This is a genomic window from Bifidobacterium choloepi (assembly GCF_010667615.1).
Taxonomy (GTDB): domain Bacteria; phylum Actinomycetota; class Actinomycetes; order Actinomycetales; family Bifidobacteriaceae; genus Bifidobacterium; species Bifidobacterium choloepi.
On record NZ_VYSG01000003.1, the window covers coordinates 203,662 to 223,122 of the forward strand.

At 67.4% G+C, this 19,461-nt stretch carries 10 protein-coding genes; 9 read left to right on the plus strand and 1 reads right to left on the minus strand.

The features are described 5' to 3' along the window. The first annotated feature begins 18 nt into the window (after positions 1-18). The 3 genes from F6S87_RS07305 (at position 19) to F6S87_RS07315 (ending at position 7,606) form a co-directional block, all read left to right on the plus strand. Complete coding sequence (locus F6S87_RS07305) at positions 19-4,719, plus strand: UvrD-helicase domain-containing protein (protein WP_163227995.1); 4,701 nt, start codon at positions 19-21, stop codon at positions 4,717-4,719. Positions 4,720-5,107: 388 nt separating this feature from the next. After that, complete coding sequence (locus F6S87_RS07310; protein ID WP_163227996.1) at positions 5,108-5,890, plus strand: GNAT family N-acetyltransferase; 783 nt, start codon at positions 5,108-5,110, stop codon at positions 5,888-5,890. A gap of 219 nt (positions 5,891-6,109) precedes the next feature. Beyond that, a complete protein-coding gene (locus F6S87_RS07315; RefSeq protein WP_407925117.1) occupies positions 6,110-7,606 on the plus strand; it encodes an MFS transporter in 1,497 nt (498 codons plus the stop codon). Between the two features lie 171 nt (positions 7,607-7,777). On the opposite strand, the gene dapB is transcribed toward F6S87_RS07315, so the two are convergent. Continuing rightward, positions 7,778-8,533, minus strand: coding sequence for a 4-hydroxy-tetrahydrodipicolinate reductase (dapB, locus tag F6S87_RS07320; protein WP_163227997.1), 756 nt, complete (start codon positions 8,531-8,533; stop codon positions 7,778-7,780). 189 nt (positions 8,534-8,722) lie between these two features. Between dapB and dapA the strand changes: the two genes are divergently transcribed. The 6 genes from dapA (at position 8,723) to F6S87_RS07350 (ending at position 19,372) form a co-directional block, all read left to right on the plus strand. Then, complete coding sequence (gene dapA, locus F6S87_RS07325; protein WP_163227998.1) at positions 8,723-9,628, plus strand: 4-hydroxy-tetrahydrodipicolinate synthase; 906 nt, start codon at positions 8,723-8,725, stop codon at positions 9,626-9,628. Between the two features lie 285 nt (positions 9,629-9,913). Continuing rightward, positions 9,914-12,031 (plus strand): ribonuclease J, encoded by a 2,118-nt coding sequence (locus F6S87_RS07330; RefSeq protein ID WP_231129438.1) that lies wholly within the window; start codon positions 9,914-9,916, stop codon positions 12,029-12,031. A gap of 86 nt (positions 12,032-12,117) precedes the next feature. Continuing rightward, entirely contained in the window at positions 12,118-14,757 is a 2,640-nt protein-coding gene (gene pepN, locus F6S87_RS07335) for an aminopeptidase N (RefSeq protein WP_163227999.1), read from the plus strand. Between the two features lie 538 nt (positions 14,758-15,295). Continuing rightward, entirely contained in the window at positions 15,296-16,681 is a 1,386-nt protein-coding gene (gene glmM, locus F6S87_RS07340) for a phosphoglucosamine mutase (RefSeq protein WP_163228000.1), read from the plus strand. Between the two features lie 148 nt (positions 16,682-16,829). Further along, positions 16,830-17,492, plus strand: a complete 663-nt coding sequence (locus F6S87_RS07345; RefSeq protein ID WP_163228001.1) for a peptide deformylase — start codon at positions 16,830-16,832, stop codon at positions 17,490-17,492. 413 nt (positions 17,493-17,905) lie between these two features. Then, positions 17,906-19,372 carry a C45 family autoproteolytic acyltransferase/hydolase gene (locus F6S87_RS07350; protein ID WP_163228002.1) on the plus strand — a complete coding sequence of 489 codons (1,467 nt, stop codon included), beginning with the start codon at positions 17,906-17,908 and terminating at the stop codon, positions 19,370-19,372. Positions 19,373-19,461 lie beyond the last annotated feature (89 nt).

Here is a 19,461-nt window from a genome sequence, read left to right on the forward strand (position 1 = left end):
GACGGACAGGAAGCAAGCATGGTCAAGAAGACTCCGTCGCCCGAGCAGGCGACGATCATCGACGCCGACGTCGACGACGACATTCTCGTCGTCGCCGGCGCCGGCAGCGGCAAGACATTCACGATGACCGAGCGGATCATCCGGCTCATCAACTCCGGCGTGCCGCCGCAGCACATCCTCGGCCTGACGTTCACGAAGAAGGCCGCCGCCGAGCTGCTCGGCAGGGTGTCGGCCGCCGTCGCGAAGAACAGGAGCGGCAACGATTCGCACGACGGGAACGATTCTCACGGAGACGATTCGTACGGTGGCGGTTCGCCGTCCGGTTCCGCCGGCGCGGCCGCGAACCGCGACCCCGGCGCCGCGTTCCTGCAGCCGGACGTCATGACGTACGACGCGTTCTTCCAGCAGATCGTGCGCCAGTACGGCCTGCTCGTCGGCTTCGACCAGGGCGCCCAGCCGCTCAGCGAGGCCGGCGCCGCGCAGCTCATCGCCGACGTGCTCGACGAGCACTACGATCTCGTCATCGGCGCCGACGTCGACCTCGGCGCGATGGACACGATCATCTACGACACGCATGCGCTGTCCGACGCGATCGCGACGGCGATGATCGGCCCCGACTGCGACAGCTACGACGCCGCGATCCGGAAAATCCGCGAATGGGACGCCGCGTGGCTGGCGAAACTGAACGACGTCATCGGCGAGCGCGACCTGCCGATGGAACCGCCGGAGAAACCCCGCGTGCGGCCGGGCGCCACGCCGCCGAAACGCAAGGCGAAGGAGAGCGACGCCGCGTACGGCAAGCGGTACCGCGAATGGGAGGACAAGCGCGCGCTGCTCGACCATTACGAAGCCGACAAGCTCGAGGCCGAGGCGTGGAACCACGCCGGCGAGATGCGCGAGACGGTACGGAAGCGCGAGATCCTGCTCACGTTCGTGGAACTGTTCTGCCAGGCCAAGCGCGAGCGCCACATGGCCGAGTTCTCCGACTTCACCGTCGCCGCGCTGCAGCTCGTCACGCGCTTCCCGTCGATCGGCGCGCGCTACCGGGCCCGCTATTCGCAGGTGCTGCTCGACGAATACCAGGACACGTCCACGACGCAGGCGTCGCTGCTCGCCGCGCTGTTCCACGCGTCGCCGACCGACCGCAGCGCCATCACGGCCGTCGGCGACCCGTTCCAGTCGATCTACGCGTGGCGCGGCGCGAGCCCCGGCGCGTTCCGCATGCTGCAGGGCGCGCTGGACATGCCGGCCAACGAGGAGCCGCTGCCGATCTCGGTCACCAGGCGCAACTCGCGGCTCGTGCTCGAGGCCGCCAACAACCTCACGGCGAACCTGCGTGCCGTGCCGAAGCGCGAGGGCAGCGCGTCGACGAGCGAAGTCGACGTCAGGCCGCTGAGCACGGTGCCGGACGCGCCGCGCGGCACGCTCGGCGTGCTGTCGTACGTCACGTTCGAGCAGCAGCTCGACGGCGTCGTGCGGTTCTGCAAGCAGGCGATCTACGAACATCGCAAGCGCGTCGCCGCCGGCCTGCAGCCGGAAGGCAAGGCGCCGTACGTCGCCGTGCTGTTCCGCTCGAAGTCGGCGATGGGCGCCTACCGTCGCGCGCTCGAGGACGCCGGACTGAAGGCGCAGGTCGTCGGCTACTCGGCCCTGCTCGAACGCCCCGAAATCGTCGACATCGTCGCGTTGCTCAAGTCGGTCGCGTTCCACCGCGACGCGGCGCCGCTGCTGCGCCTGCTCGCCACGCCGCGCTACGGGCTCGACGCGCACGACCTGCGCGCGCTCGCCGCGCTCGCCGCCGGCGTCAACGACGACTACCGCTACCGCGTGCTCGCGCAGGCCGGCATCGTGCCCGCCACCGGCCCCGACGACGAGGAGATCCCCGTCGCCGACCGCCGCGCCGCCGTGCGCGAGCACCGCAACGAGGTGCCGAACGCGATCTTCCTGCCGGACGTCATGCTGCGCGACGACCTGCCGGCACTGCTCGCCGACAGCTTCGTCAGCCCGGCCGGCCAGCTGTCGATCCTGCGCTGCGCCGAGGCGATGCGTTCGGTCGCCGCGGCCCGCTACGGCTCGATCGTCGAGGCCGTCCGCGTGGCCGCCGAGGCGCTCGGCCTCGACATCGACGCCGTCGTGGCCGCGTCAATCGGCCGGGGCGAAGCAGTCGCCGAAGCCACGCGACTGAAGGCGCCGGTCGAATCGTTCATCCGGCTCGTCGGCACGTACCGCGACGAAATCGCCGGCTCCCAGCGGCCGACGCTCGCCGGCTTCCTCGCCTGGACCGACTCGATCGTCCGGCTCGACGACGACGGCGCCGACTACGCGCCCGACGAGACCGTCGACGTCGTGCTGCTGACCATCCACAAGGCGAAGGGCCTCGAGTGGGACGCCGTCGCCGTCGTCGACATGTCCCAGCGGCAGCTCGAGAACGGCGGACTCAAGGTGGCCGTCGACGATCCCGCCGACCTCGTCGTCGCGACGCCGGGCACCGGACTGCGCTCGCGGATGCGCGGCCACGTCGACGCCGCGCTGCGCGACGAGGCCGAACGCAGGCTCGACGACGACTACCAGCGCAAGATGGACGCCTACGACGCCGCCGTCGCCGACGGCAGGAAGGCACGCAAGCCGTCGGCGCCGAAGCTTAGGGACTCCGACATCCGCGAGGCCGGCGGCGCCGACTTTCTCGCGGCGGTGCGGCCGGCGGTGGCCGGGGGAGCGGGACACGATTCCTCCGCGGGAATCGTGCCCGAATGGCTGCCCGGCAACCAGACCGGCGACGTCCACGACCGCGACGACCGCGACGAGCTGTGGCACGACGTCATCCGCTGGACGCCGCCGACGTACGCCGAGTCGATCAAGTCGTGGCTCGACCTGCCGACTGAGGTACCGGCGCCGATCCGCGTCGACGCGGCGATCATGCCGAAGTTCCCGCCGGACATGGAGGAGGGCGAGGATCCGGTCGAGGCGCTCGAATCGTTCGACGGGATCGAGGCGATCGACGACGCCGTCCGCGGCACGATGCGCCCGTCGGCCGCGAAGGAGCAGGGGCTCACCGACGACGACATGGCGGCGTGGCCGCTGACGCAGGAGGAGGAGTACGGGCGCAAGGCGCACGCCGAGGAGCGACGGCTCATGTACGTCGCGCTGACGAGGGCGCGCTACGAGGCGCTACTGACGACGTCGGCGACGAACACGCGCACGCGCGACGTGCTGCTGCACGGCGGCACGGTGCCGGCCGGCACGAAGCCGTCGGCGTTCTGGGACGAGGTCGTGCTGTCGATGATGACGCCCGACGTCGCCGACGAACCGACGAACCTGAATGTTCCCGACGGCGACGAAGTCGCCGGCTGGTTCGCGGCGCATCCCGGCGAGCTGCCGCCGGCCGACGTCGTCTTCACGCCGGCGGCGCTCGGCTTGCCGACGCCCGACGGCTACTTCCGCGGCGTCGACGCCGCCGAGTTCGAGAACGCCGTCGTCGGCGACGCGTGGAACGCTCCGATCGACATGACGCCGGCGAGCGCCGGCATGCGCTGGCCGCTGCCGCTGTCCGCGCCGATCACGGAGGCGCTCGACCGGTCCGCCGACGACGTCCGCCGGCAGATGGCGGCGCTCGACGTCGTCGCGGCGGCCGCCGCGAGCGGCCTCGACGCGGCGCAGGCGAGCCGCTTCCTGCCGGCGAGCTGGCACGATTCGTCGTCTGGCGGGACGACTGCGGAAGCCGGCGCCGGAAGCGGAACGGACGCCGGGGCCGCGGACGGCATGCGGTCCGGCACCGGGACACCGACGCTGCTCGACCGCGCGATGCGGCTGCTGGCCGACCGCGACCTCGGGCCGGCCGCCGGCATGACGCCGGCGCAGGTCGACGCCGCCGTCGAGCGGATGGCGCGGCAGGCGCTGAGCCGCCAGCGGCTGACCGTCACGAAGCTGCAGGCGAGCTCCGGTCAGATGGAGGACGACAGGCGGCGCGAATTCTTCCGCGGCGTCGTGCGTCCGATCCCGACGGTCTCGTCGCCCGCCGCCGAAGCCGGCACCCGTTTCCACGCCTGGGCCGAACAGTTCCTCGAGGCGGGCACCGGTGACATGTTTGGCGGGCGGTTTATCTCCCGCGAGACGATGCTTGCCGATCTCGACGAAAAGCTTGTCCCGACTCCCTCCCCGGAGGGAGTCGGGGAGCGCGAAGCGCGACTCGGCCGGAGTTCCCGGGCGGACGCGGACCGCGAGCTGCTCGAGTGGGAGCGCCGGCTCGCGTCCTCGCGCTGGGCGCGTCGCCGGCTCCACGGCGCCGAGCAATCGATCGTCATGGAGGTGCGCGTGCCGACGGCCGACGGCGGCGTCAAGACGCAGATCATGCCCGGCAAGCTCGACGCCGTCTTCGTCGGCGGACTGGACGACGATCTGGACGGCACGCGGGCCCGGGAGCGCGGTGGCGGTGATGCGGACGAATCGTTCCAGTCAAGGCTGTTCACAATCGTCGACTGGAAGACCGGTCGCCGGCCGACGAAGCCGGCCGACATCGCCGCGAAGCTCAGGCAGCTCGACTACTACCGCCTGCTGCTGAGCGAGCAGACGGGCGTGCCGATCGAACAGGTCGACGCGGCGCTCTACTACGTCAGCGAGCCCGACGAATCCCGCCGCGAGCTGCGCGCGCTGCCGAAGACGAAGGCCGAGATCCTCGCCGACATGGCGCGCGGCATCCCGGACCTGTCCGACAACGACTGACCCGGTTGCGCCCCGGCGTGACAGCGTCCCGGCGTGACAGCGCCCCGGCGTGAGACAGCTGTCAACTTGTCTGCAAAACTGGCAGTTGCCTCACGCTGCCGTTGCCTACGCGTGAGGACATTGCCAAATCGACCCTGAAATTGGCGGGTGCCTCACGCTAGGTGGCCGTTAGCGTGAGGCACCCGCCAGCATTGGGTAATTCCTGTCAACTGTCTCACGCTCAGCGGCAAACCGGAACGCATGAAGCGGCCCGGAACGTCACATGCGACGGTCCGGAGGGGAGAAAGCGGTGAAATCTCGCGAGGAACATGACTAGACTGGGCGTCAACATGGGGGCGTGGGCCGCGGCATGGTGCCGCATTGTCGCATTGTCGAAAGGGGAGCAGCGATGGGCGCATGGGACGTGACGAATGGCTGGGATGACGGGTCGGTCATGTACCGGCCGGTGGAATGGGGCGACGTCGACGCGGTGGCCGACGCGTTCGAGGCGACGTGGCCGCAGCGGCCGCCGCTCGGCGGCACGCCGACGGGACTGCTGGTCTCGCGCTACTTCACGCTCCACTACTTCGCGCTGACGACGGAAGGCCGCGTCGGCCTCGTCGCCGGCGACGGCGTCGACGAGACGGTCGCCGGCACGCTCGACGACGAGGACTTCGCCGGCGTGACGCTCGTGCGCCGGGTCGGCCAGCCGCAGCTGTTCCCGCAGGCCGTCGCCGAAATGGAGGACCTGAAGAAGCTCATCGGGGCGAATCCGGCCGGCGCGGCGGCGCTGGCGAGAATGGAGCATTTCTTCGCGATCGAGGGGATGCTCGAGGCCGACAGCGACGTCGACCTGACGTCCGACACCGAGCTCGAGCTGTTCCTCGTCGGGCCGGCGGCGCGCGGCCGCGGCGTCGGCGGCGCGCTGTGGCGGCAGTTCCTCGCCGACCTGACCGATGCCGGCGTGCGCAACTTCTTCCTGCACACCGACTCCGGCTGCGACTACGCATTCTACGAACGGCATGGCCTGACGCGCGTTGCCGAACGGCTGCACGCCGACCATCCGGAAGACCTCGAGTTCCTCGGCGTCACCGGGCCGGTCGACGAGGGACCGCAGGAGGTTCCGCTGGCCGACGACCAGTTCATCTACCGCGGCGACGTGGCGCGGGTTGCAGGCGGCGCCGGCGCCTAGTATATTGGCCCGGGACGCGGCGGCTGCCAGGACTCGGCGGCAGGCGCGGACCCCGGCGACGAGGACCCCGGTAACGGCTCTCCGGCGATGAGGACCCCGGCAATGGCTCTCCGGCAACGACGGCCCCGGTCATAACGGCCGCCCGACCACGACGACATCGCGCGGCGGAAGCATGCGCGGCGTGCCGTGGCATCCAATCCGCAGGAGCGAGTAGGCCCCATGGCTACCCAGACCCAACCACAGCAGACCACGGTCGTCCGGGAACGATTCTCCCCGGACAATGTTCCGGACAATTTCCCGGACAACTCTCCGCAGAAGCGCGGCAAGTCGCCGTACGCCCGCATGTTCGCGCTGCCCGGCGCGAAGGCGTTCTGCGCGTCGGCGGCGCTCGCGCGTCTGCCAATCTCGATGATGAGCCTCGGCATCGTGCTGGCGCTCAACTACATGTACGACAACTGGACGATCGCCGGCGCGATGTCGGCGGCGTACGTGCTCGCCGTCGCGGCCGTCACGCCGCTGTACGCCCGGCTGTTCGACCGCTATGGCCAGAAACGCGTCGGCGTGCCGGTGCTCGCCATCCAGGTCGTCGTCATGTTCGCGTTCGCGTTCGCCGCGTTGTTCCGCGTGCCGGTCGGCGTGCTGTTCGTGCTCGCGATCGTCGTCGGCGCCACGCAGTTCTCGTTCGGCGCGCTCGTGCGCACCCGCTGGACGTACCTGCTCGAGCGCACCGGCCACGAGGACCTGATGAACACGGCCTACGCGTTCGAGGCCGCCGTCGACGAGATCGTCTACATCCTCGGGCCGATCCTGGCGGCGACGCTCGCGACGTCGTTCCATCCGGTGTCGCAGCTGTTCGTGCCGGCGGTGGCCGTGCTGGTCGGCGGCACCGTCTTCTTCTCGCTGCGACGCACCGAGCCGCCGGTCATGCGGATCGTCCAGCCGACGGCCGTCGCCGCCGACGACGTCGACGTCGCGCTCGCCCGCGGCGACTACGACGCCGTGGGCACGGCCGGGCGCCTGAAGGAACTCGGGCTGGAAGACAGGCAGGTCGTGCACCGGCCGGGAGACGGGAAGACGGCGGATGAATCGTCGCAGGCGGAACGATTCCCGCACGCCGGACGGCAGGCGGAACGCCAGGTGCGCAACGTGCTGCTGTACGCCGGCATCCTGCCGCTGATGCTGACATTCCTGATCTTCAACATGAGCTTCTCGGCGTTCGACGTCTCGCTGACGGCGGCGATGGAGGAGATGGGCGTCGCGCAGTTCCTCGGCCTGCAGCTCGCGATGATCGCGCTCGGCTCGTTCGTCGGCGCGATTGTCTTCGGCTCGCGCGAGCACCGCGGCTCCCACTGGCGCCGCATGGTCATCTGCCTCGTGCTGCTCGCGCTCGGTTTCGCGGCCATGCGCATGACGATGGACAACCTGATCGTGCTCGGCATCGTCGAGATCCTCGGCGGCTTCGTCGTCGCGCCACTGCTGGCGACCGGCAACCTGATCGTGCGCGACACGGTGCCGGAGGGCGCGCTGACGGAAGGCCTGAGCTGGCTGTCGACGGCGAACGCCGTCGGCACGTCGATGGGCTCGCTCGTCGGCGGCATGATCATCGACCACATCGACTCGCACGCCGGCGTGACGATGACATGGATCGTCGTCGCCGCCTCGATCCCGTTCGCCCTGCTTGGCTGGTGGATCGTCACCGCCAAGAACCGCGCGTAAATTCCATGTGCAAAGAGCCCCCTGGAAGGGGGCTGCCGAGCACAGCGAGGCTGGGGGGGGCGACTTACGGAGCGCAACCCCTCGCGTTCCGTAAGTCGACCCCTCGGCTCGCTACCGCTCGCCGATCCCCTTCCAGGGGATTACTTTGTCATGACACTGCAAGAAGAGAACTCACAGGTCGAGGAAGTTGGCAAGGCCGACGGTCAGGCCGGGGTAGTTGCCGGTGGACAGCTTGCGGACGGCGAGCAGGACGCCGGGCATGAACGATCCGCGGTCGAAGCTGTCGGCGCGGATGACGAGCTGCTCGCCGGCGTTGCCGAACAGGACTTCCTCGTGGGCGTTGAGGCCGCGCAGGCGCACGGCGTGCACGTGGACGCCGTCGACGACGCCGCCGCGCGAGCCGTTGTCGGACTGCGTGTTGTCCGGAACCGGGCCGAGGCCGGCGGCCTTGCGGGCCGCGGCGATGCCCTGCGCCGTGTGGATCGCCGTGCCGGACGGCGCGTCGACCTTGTCGGGATGGTGCAGCTCGATGACCTCGGCCGACTCGAAGTACGGCGCGGCGAGCGTGGCGAAGTAGTCGGCGAGGACGGCCGAGATCGCGAAGTTCGGCGCGATGAACACCGACTGGTCCGGACGCGGCGCGTCGTCGAGCGCGGCCTGCACCTGGTCGAGCTTGTCGTCGGTCCAGCCGGTCGTGCCGACGACGACGTTCACGCCCTGCCTGACGAGTGCCAGCACGTTGCCGAGCGTCACGGACGGCACCGTGAACTCGACGACGACGTCGGTATTCTCCGGCGTGATCTGCGACAGGTCGTCGCCGGCGTCGAGCGCCAGCGCCAGCTCGCAGTCGCCGGCCGCCTCGACGGCCTTCACGACATTGGACCCCATGCGGCCGGCCGCGCCGACCACGGAAACTCGAATCGTCATGTTCGTTCCTTCCGACGTACGTTCTCGAGTGCTGAATCGTTGCCGATTCTACCGTTTTCTCGCGATGTGGCGTCTGCCCATGTCACGAATCGGGGCCGGCGGCCCGGATTCGTGACACCACCGGGGTGACATGCTCGGGAGCGGAAAACAGTGGCGGGGTGGTCGGCGGTGACGAGTAGGTTGGGGGTCATGACTGACGGAACTATTCATCTGCTCGATCCGGCTCCATTCGGCCGCGTCCTGCCGGCCATGGTCACCCCGATGAAACCGAACGGCGACGTCGATTTCGACGCCGCGCAGGCCATCGCGCGGCAGCTGGTCGCCGACGGGTCGGACGGCATCCTGGTGAATGGCACGACCGGCGAATCGCCCACCACGCACATGGAAGAAAAGGTGGAGCTGGTCAAGGCCGTCAAGGAGGTCGTGGACGTGCCGGTCATCTCCGGCGCCGGATCCAACGACACCGCACATACCGTGCGAATGGTCGAACAGACGCAGGAAGCGGGCGCCGACGCGGTGCTCGTCGTCTGCCCGTACTATTCGCGTCCATCCCAGGAGGGCATCTTCTGCCACTATCAGGCCGTCGACGAGTCGGCGACCAAGCCGATCATCGTCTACGACGTCCCGAGCCGCACCGGCGTGAAGATCCAGCTCGAAACCTACGAGCGCCTCGCCGAACTCGAGCACGTCAAGGCCGTCAAGGACGCCACCGGCGACATCGCCGGCGCCGTGCGCAAGCGGCTGAACACCGGTCTCGCCTGGTATTCCGGCGACGATTCGCTGTTCCTGCCGTTCCTGTCGATCGGCGCCGTCGGCGTCATCTCGGTGGTCGCCCACGCGGCCGCCGCGCCGATGAAGCGACTCGCCGAGGCGTTCGACGCCGGCGACATCCAGACGGCCCAGCAGATCGCCGTCCAGATCGCCCCGGCCATCGAGGCCGTGAACGGCGACGGCTTCCAGGCCGTCATGGCCAAGGCCGCCCTGCACGAGCGCGGCCTGCTCGACTGCACCGAGATGCGCCTGCCGAACATCGGCCCGAACGCCGACCAGCTCATCAAGGTCCGCGAGGGCCTGAAGAAGGCCGGCCTGCTGTAAGGGACGATTCGGAACGATTCGTTACGATTCGTCCGGGCGGCTCGCGCTTCGCGCTCGCCGACTCCCGCCGGAAACGCTCCGCGTTTTCGACTCCCTTCAGGGAGGGAGTGGACTCCCACCGGAAACCGCACGCGGTTTCCGACTCCCTCCAGGGAGGGAGCGGGACGGGAGAATTCCGCCGGTCGCGAGCGCAGTTGGCATTTGCCCGCGAAATGCATTGGGATGGATTCATCAAGACCCAGCCGCGGCACAGGCCGTGGCACCAAGAGAATCCAAGAAAAACAAATGAACAATAGGAACAACAATGACGCCGCCGACCAGGCGGCCGTGGCCGCCGCGGCGGTCGACACCCTCGACGCGCTGACGGCCGGCGACGATTCGTCCGCCACGACGAAGCGCGGACGCAAGTCGTCGTCCACGAAGTCGGCGACGAAGTCCACGCGCGGCACGAAGTCGGCGAAGTCCGGCGAGAAGGCCGAGAAGACCGCGTCCCGCTCGTCGAAGTCGTCCGCGAAGTCCGCGAAGACGACGAAGGCCGCGAAGGATTCGGCGAAGGAATCGTCCAAGTCGTCGACGCGCGGCTCGAAGTCGACGAAGTCGACCAGGACGTCCTCGAGGACCTCCGCCAAGTCGGCGAAGGGCTCCAGGACGACGAAGACCCGCGAGATCGTCGCGTCGTCGACGAAGGATCCGGCCACGCTCGTCGCGCCGCCGAAGTACCGCAAGGGCTCGATGCGCATCGTGCCGCTGGGCGGCCTGGGCGAGATCGGCCGCAACATGAACGTTGTCGAGTACAACGGCCACATCCTGCTCATCGACTGCGGCGTCCTCTTCCCGGAGGAGGAGCAGCCGGGCGTCGACCTGATCCTGCCGGACTTCAACTACATCAAGGACCGCCTCGACGAGGTCGAGGCACTCGTCCTCACGCACGGCCACGAGGACCATATCGGCGGCGTGCCGTACCTGCTGAAGCTCCGTCCGGACATCCCGCTGATCGGCTCCAAGCTGACGCTGGGCTTCGTCGAGGCGAAGTGCAAGGAACACCGCATCGAGCCGGTCATGCACGAGGTCACCGGCCGCGACAAGATGAAGGTCGGCCCGTTCAACCTCGAGTTCATCAACGTCACGCACTCGATCCCGGACGCGCTCGCCGTCTTCGTCAAGACGCCGGCCGGCTCGCTCATCGACACCGGCGACATCAAGCTCGACCAGCTGCCGCTCGACCACCGCATCACCGACCTGGTGGAGTTCGGCAAGCTCGGCGAGCAGGGCGTCGACCTGCTGATGATGGACTCGACGAACGCCGAGGTCCCGGGCTTCGTCAAGCCGGAAACCTCCATCGGCCCGGCGCTCGACCTCGCGTTCGCGCAGGCCACGCGCAAGATCATCGTCGCGAGCTTCTCGAGCCATGTCCACCGCGTCCAGCAGGTCGTCGACGCCGCCCACAAGTACGGCCGCAAGGTCGTCTTCGTCGGCCGCTCGATGGTGCGCAACATGTCGATCGCCGCCGACCTGGGCTACCTGCACCTGCCGGAGGACACCGTCATCGACCTGAAGCAGGCGAAGGACTATCCGGACAACAAGCTCGTCTACATGTGCACCGGCTCGCAGGGCGAACCGATGGCCGCCCTCGGCCGCATCGCCGACGGCAACCACCGCGACATCACGATCAACGAGTTCGACACCGTCATCCTCGCCAGCTCGCTCATCCCGGGCAACGAGCACGAGGTGTACAAGGTCATCAACAAGCTCGTCCAGCTCGGCGCCCGCGTCGTCAACCGCGACAACGCCGCCGTCCACGTCTCCGGCCATTGCAACGAGGGCGAGCTGCTGTACATGTACAACATCGTCAAGCCGAAGGCCGCGATGCCGATCCACGGCGAGAACCGCCACCTCGTCGCCAACGGCTTGCTCGCCGTCAAGACCGGCGTCGACCCGCAGAACGTCGTGCTCGCCGAGGACGGCGACGTCGTCGACCTCTACCACGGCCAGGCGGCCGTCGTCGGCTCGGTGCCGTGCGGCTACGTCTACGTCGACGGCGACTCGGTCGGCGAGCTGTCCGACGACGAGCTCGAGAAGCGCCGCATCCTCGGTTCGGAAGGCTTCGTCTCCTGCTTCGCCGTCGTCGACACCGACGCGCGGGAAGTCATCAGCGGCCCGAAGATCTACCTCAACGCCGTCGCCGAGGACGAAAGCGAGTTCGAGAAGGTCCGTCACCAGATCGTCGAGCAGCTGCGCGACGCGATGATGAGCGGCACGAAGGACACGCACAAGCTCCAGCAGCTCATGCGCCGCACGCTCGGCGGCTGGGTCGCCCGCCAGCTGCACCGCAAGCCGATGATCGTCCCGGTCGTCGCCGACGTCGCGGCCGACATGGACGACATGCTGTCGGAAAACGACTGACATCCGTCATCGAAATCGATGAATTTGAACGATTCTCCCCGACGGGAGAATCGTTCGACATTATTCAGCAAGGAAGAAGGGAAACCATGCCGGGAGCAAATCTCACCCGGACCGAAGCCGAGGCCCGCAAGGCCGTCGTTCTCGGACCGATCACCTACCATGTCGATCTCGACCTGACGCAGGGACCGAAGAACTTCCTGTCGACGTCGACCGTCGAATTCGGCGCCGTCGAGGGCGCGAGCACGTTCCTCGACCTCATCGCCGACGACGTGACCGCCATCGAACTCAACGGCGAGCAGCTCGACGTCGAGAAGGCGTACGCCGACAGCCGCATCGAGCTGACGGACCTCAAGGCGCAGAACACCGTGACCGTCACGGCGAACTGCCAGTACTCAAACACCGGCGAGGGCCTGCACCGCAGCGTCGACCCGTCCGACGGCAACATCTACCTGTACACGCAGTTCGAGGTGCCGGACGCCCGCCGCGTCTACGCCGTCTTCGACCAGCCCGACCTGAAGGCCGTGTTCAACTTCACCGTCGTCGCGCCGGAAAGCTGGATCGTCACGTCGAACATGGCGCCGGCGACGACGTTCGACCTCGACCAGCTCACGCAGCCGGGCACGCTCGGCGACCACGCCGCCGAAGCGACGAAGAAGTGGCAGTTCGCGCCGACGCCGACGATGAGCTCCTACCTGACGGCGATCTGCGCCGGCCCGTACGCCGAATGGCACACCGAGTACGCCAACGAGGACGGCCGCACCGTCCCGATGGCCCTCTACTGCCGCCAGGCGCTCAAGGACGCGCTGGACAAGGACGCCGACTACCTCTTCGACATCACGAAGAAGGGCTTCGCGTTCTACGCGAAGACGTGGGGCGTGCCGTACCCGTACGCCAAGTACGACCAGATCTTCGTGCCGGAATACAACGCCGGCGCGATGGAGAACATCGGCATGGTGACCATCCGCGATTCGTACGTCTTCGAATCCAAGGTGACCGACGCGCTCGCCGAGCGCCGCGTGGTGACCGTCCTGCACGAGCTGGCCCACATGTGGTTCGGCGACTACGTGACGATGAAGTGGTGGAACGACCTGTGGCTCAACGAATCGTTCGCCGAGTTCATGTCGACGCTGTGCACGGCCGAGGCGACCGAATGGAAGGACGCCTGGGCGACGTTCTGCTCCGGCGAGAAGAGCTGGGCCCTCAACCAGGACCAGCTGTCGACGACGCACCCGATCGTCGCGCCGATCAACGACCTCAATGACACCTACGTCAACTTCGACGGCATCACCTACGCCAAGGGCGCCTCCGTCCTGAAGCAGCTCGTCGCCTACGTCGGCCGCGACAAGTTCTTCGAGGGCATCAACCACTATCTCAACCGCTACGCGTACTCGAACGCGACGCTCGACGACCTGCTGCACGAGCTCGAGGAGACGAGCGGCCGCGACCTCGGCGCGTGGAGCAAGCAGTGGCTCGAGGAAGCCGGCATCAACACGATCACGACCGACCTCGGCGTCGACGACGACGGCGTGATCACCGGCCTGGCGCTCGAGCAGACCGCCCCGACCGACCACCCGGTGCTGCGCACGCACGCCCTCAACGTCGGCTTCTACAACGAGGATCCGTCCACGCCCGACGGCACCGGCAAGATTGTCCGCACGGACGAGATCTCGCTCGACGTCGCCGGCGCGAAGACGCTCGTCGAGGCCGCAGCCGGCAAGCCGCGCCCGGCATTCCTGCTCACCAACGACGACGACCTGACGTACACGAAGCTGCGCTTCGACGTCGACTCGCTCGACTTCGCGAAGAAGAACCTGTACCGCTTCGACGACGCGCTCGCCCGCGCCGTCATCTGGCTGGCGCTGTGGGACATGACCCGTGACGGCGACCTGCCGGCCCGCGACTTCATCGACACGTCACTCGCCGCGCTCGCCACCGAAACCGAGTCGACGACGTTCCGCTACGCGCTCGCCGAACTGTCGACGACGGTGTGGCACTACACCGACCGCACGCAGCGCGCGGCCATCGCCTCCGAAGTCGCGGCCGCGCTGTGGAAGCTGGCCGCCGCCGCGCAGCCGGGTTCGGACCAGCAGTTCCAGCTCGTCGGCTCGTACCTGACGTACGGCGTCGAGGGGGACGAATCGTTCGCGAAGAACGTGCGCTCGCTGCTCGACGGGTCGTTCGCGCTCGACGGCCTGACGATCGACAACAACTTCCGCTGGCAGCTCGTCCACGCGCTCGTCGCCGTCGACGCGATGACCGACGACGAGGTGGACGCCGAGCTCGCCAGGCGCGACACGACCGAGAACCGCCAGTTCATGTACGGCGCGAAGGCCGCCCGCCCGACCGCCGACGCGAAGGCGTGGGCGTGGGACCAGGCGCTGCACCACGACGAGCTGACGAACAGCCAGCTCGAGGAAGTCGCCGCCGGCTTCTCCGGCACGCCGGACGAGTCGCTCGCCAACCAGTACGTCTCGCAGTACTTCGACGTGCTCGACTGGATCTGGAAGAACAAGACGTTCCACATGGCCGAGACGCTGATCGGCGACCTCTACCCGGTGTACGCCGCGCCGTCCGCGCTGGTCGAGGCCGGCGACAAGTGGCTCGCCGACCACCAGGATGCCGACAACGCCCTGCTGCGCATGGTCAAGGCCAACGTCGAGTCCAGCCACCGCACCCGCATGGTCAGCGACTTCAACACGAGCCTGCACGACGACCTCGATAAGTGATCAGCAAGGTTAAGCGATAAGTAAGTATGGTCTGGCCCGCCTGGGCAATCCAGGCCGACCGACCTGGTCGTAACGAAAGCTGGAAGAAAGGTGCCGTCTGGAAGTTCCCGGGCGGTACTTTTCTTCCAGTTTTTTGCGTGAACTGGAAGAAAGGTGCCGCCGGAAGGCCCATGGACGTGACTTTTCTTCCAGTTGGGCCGTGGAGCTGGAAGCGAGGTCATGTTTGGAGGGGCCTGGGCATGACCCTGTTTCCAGTTAAGCCGCGGAGCTGGAAGCAAGGTCATGTTTGGAGGGGCCTGGGCATGACCCTGTTTCCAGTTAGGCCGCGGAGCTGGAAGCAAGGTCATGTTTGGAGGGATCTAGGCATGACCTTGCTTCCAGTAGGGCGGAGAAGCTGGAAGGGAGAGTCGGTACCGAGGGGCCGGGAGATGACTTTCTTTCCAGTTTGTCGGACGAATCGTTCTGTTTTCAGGCAAAGAACAGACGACGGAGTAGGATGAGGGCAGACTGAGCGAAAATTTCACAGTAGGGACTGACAATGCCACGAATGTTTGGAACGGATGGGGTTCGCGGGCTTGCGAACCGTGACCTGACGGCGCAGCTGGCGCTCGACCTCGGCGACGCCGCCGTGCGGGTGCTCGGCGACGATTCCGCGCCGACCGACCAGCCGGAAGGCCGCCACCGCGCGCTGATCGGTCGCGACACCCGCGTCTCCGGCGACTTCCTCGCCTCGGCGCTGGCGGCCGGCATGTCCGCCGGCGGCTTCGACGTCATCGACGCCGGCATCATCCCGACACCGGGCGTCGCGTACCTGACGAGCGTGCTCAACGTCGAGATGGGCGCCGTCATCTCCGCCTCGCACAACCCGATGCCCGACAACGGCATCAAGTTCTTCGCGCGCGGCGGCTTCAAGCTGCCGGACTCGAAGGAAGACGAGATCGAAGCCGTGCTCGGCGAGGACTGGGAGCGTCCGACCGGCGCCGGCGTCGGCCGCGTCAGCCACGACACCGTCACCGCGACGAACCTGTACATCGACCACCTCGTCTCGACGATCGCGCCGATCGGCCCCGACAAGGTGCAGCCGAAGCCGCTCAAGGGCCTGAAGATCGTCGCCGACTGCGCGAACGGCGCGACGTCCGTCGTCGCTCCGGAGGCCCTGCGCCGCGCCGGCGCCGACGTCATCGTCATCAACGCGTCGCCGGACGGCTACAACATCAACAAGAACGCCGGCTCCACGCACCCCGAGCAGCTGCAGGCCACCGTCAAGGCGACCGGCGCCGCGCTTGGCGTCGCGTTCGACGGCGATGCCGACCGCTGCCTCGCGGTCGACGAGGACGGCAACCTCGTCAACGGCGACCAGATCATGGGCATCCTCGCCCGCGCGAAGAAGCGCCAGGGCAAGCTCAACCACGACACGCTCGTCGTGACCGTCATGAGCAACCTCGGCCTCAAGCTCGCGCTCGACAAGATGGGCATCAAGACCGTCGAGACCGGCGTTGGCGACCGGTACGTCCTCGAGGAGATGCTGCGCGGCGACTACTCGCTCGGCGGCGAGCAGTCCGGCCACGTCATCAACCGCGAGTTCGCGACGACCGGCGACGGCACGCTGACGGCGCTGACGCTGTGCAACGAGGTCGTCCAGTCCGGCAGGAGCCTGAAGGAACTCGCCGCCGACTTCCCGCAGCTGCCGCAGACGCTGATCAACGTGCCGAACGTCGACAAGCTCGCCGCGAAGTCGAACGAGGCCGTCCTCGCCGCCGTCGCGGCCGAGGAGGCGCTGCTCGGCGACACCGGCCGCGTGCTGCTGCGCGCCTCCGGCACCGAGCCGCTCGTCCGCGTCATGGTCGAGGCCGCCACGCAGGAAATGTCGGACGAGGTGTGCGCGCGGCTCGCGGAAGTCGTCGCCACCGAGCTCGCGCTGTAGGCTCCCGGGAGCTTACTTGTCTTGATGTCACGGACCCGAGCCGTAAGCTCGGGTTCGTGACATCTTGAAATTGTGCACGATTCATGCGATTCTCCGCGAGCGAGAATTCACGGGAACCCAAGAGATTACGAAAGAGAACGGACTGACGATGTTCAAGAAGAACGGCAAGGTCGACATGGAACTCAACCGCGACGTCGAACGGTTGCTGCACGGCTGCAAGGACGGCATCCTGCCGATCGTGCAGGCCGGCGAGCCGGTGCTGCGCCAGCAGACGGCCGCGTACGCCGGCCAGCTGAGCGGCCACACGTTCAAGAAGCTGATCGAGGCGATGCGCAAGACCATGCTGGCTGCGCCCGGCGTCGGCCTGGCGGCCACGCAGATCGGCCTCGGACTCGCGTTCGCCGTGCTCGAGGACCACGCCGACGAGGACGACATGGACGATCCGCGCGAGTTTGCCGAGTTCCCGTTCCACGTCATCGTCAACCCGAGCTACGAGCCCGTCGGCGACGAGACCCGCGAATTCTACGAGGGCTGCCTGTCCGTCGAGGGCTACCAGGCCGTCCGCCGCCGCTGGCTCGACATCGTCGCCCGCTGGGACGACGAGGACGGCAAGCACCACGAGGAGCGCCTGCACGGCTGGCCGGCCCGCATCTTCCAGCACGAGACCGACCACCTGTCCGGCGAGCTCTACATCGACAAGGCGATCATCCGCTCGCTGACCTGCGACGACCTCCTCGTCGACTACTGGTCCGAGAACCCGGTCCCCACCGAAGCCGCCGAGGAGCTGGGCTTCGAGCTGAAGGAACAGTGATTTCCGCTTCCGGTGCCCCCGGGCACCCTTTTCCCTTCACGCCACAATCCCGTGATCCGGTCACAATCCTGTGATCCGATCACGGGATTGTGACATGAAGGGGCCGGGCTTGAGTGCCGTTGCCTTTGGATGTCACGCATGTGGATGTCGCGAACCCGGGCCGCCGGCCCGGGTCCGCGACATCTTTCTTGTTTTGGTTGAGGTCTGGAGGGTGGACCGGGCGGAGGAGGGGTGGGTTTTGGTTGTCTTGATCGGGACGGATGTAGCAGGTGATCGGGGCAATGTTCGGTGGATTGGCGCCGTTTTTCCCGAGGGCGTGAGGTTTTCTCCGCGCGGGGGAATTATTCCGGAATCCGGGATTAGGGGGTGTATTTTTCCGTGCAGTAGGACAACTTACTGCGAAGGAGTGATTCATGACTGAATCAACCCAATCCAGTGCCGCCGACAAGGAAGCAACGCCCGCGACGACATCCGCCGGACAGGCCACGCCGGCAACACGGACCACACCGGCCACGAAGCCGGCGCTGACCGACAAGCAACAGGCCATCCTGGAGAACGCCTCGAAGGAGGAACTCAACGGGTGGCAGTACATCCATGTCAAGGGCGAACCGTACGAGATCGGCTTCCAGCACGGCTACCTGCTCGTCGACGAGTTCCGGGACGCCATCCGCGTGTACAGGCACATGACGGAGGAATCGTTTGGCATGACCTACGACTTCTTCGTCGACGCGGCCGTCAGGATGCACAAGCCGATCATCGAGCGCGACTTCAAGGAATACTACGACGAGATGCAGGGCATGGCCGACGGCTTCACGGCCGGCGGCTTCCCGACCACGCTCGACGACGTCATCGGCTGGAACGCCTGGATGGAAATGACCGGCTACTGGTGGCCGCAGGTCGCCAGCCAGTACACGAACAACCCGCCGGCCAGGACGAGCCACTGCACCGGCTTCGTGGCCACCGGCTCCGCCACCGTCGACGGACGCCCGGTCATCGCGCACGAAAGTTTCGACGAATTCTGGAGCGGCCAGTACTTCAACGTCTGCGAGGTCATCGAGCCGACGCACGGCAACACGATCAAGATGCAGACGGTCCCGGGCTACATCGCGTCGATGATGGACTTCTACGTCACGTCCGCCGGCCTCGGCGTCACCGAGACCACGCTGGCAGGCTTCGTCGGCTACGACACGACGAAGGCGCCGGAGTACGTGCGCGCCCGCAAGGCGACACAGTATGCGAACTCGATCGACGAGTGGATCGGGATCGAGGACAAGGACAACAACGGCGGCTACGCGAACATCTGGATGCTCGTCGACACGAAGACCGGCGAGATCTGCCGCTTCGAGGAAGGCCTGAAACACCGCGAGGTCCTCAAGACGACCGACGGGTACTTCTACGGCTGCAACGCCGCCCACAACCCGCAGATCCGCAACCTCGAGTGCGTCGACAACGGCTACAACGACGTGCGCCAGCAGACCGGCGCCCGCCGCGCCCGTCTGGAGCAGCTGCTGCCGGAAGTCAACGGCCAGATCGACGACGACATGGCCAAGACGATCCTCGCCGACAAGTTCGATCCGTACCTCGGCTACGAGTGCGCGAGCTCGCGCGACATCTGCGCCCACTACGACGTCGACCCGCAGTACTTCGCCGACGACCCGTCGGCGGTCTGGAACATCCCGTTCTATCCGGCCGGGTCCGTCGACGGCAAGTGCGCCGACGCGAACGACATCGAGCACCTGCGCATGTGGGGCATCTTCGGGCGCGCCGACGGCGAACCGTTCGACGCCGAACGCTTCATGAAGCAGCATCCGCAGTGGAACTGGCAGGAAGGCTACCTCAAGAGCCGGCCGAGCCAGCCGTGGACGCTGTTCGCCGAGTGACCGGCGCGCTTCGCGCCTCCCGGCTCCCTCCGAAGAGGGAACGACAAAGAATTTCCAAGCATATCCAGTCAATCAAGGGAAGGAATTGG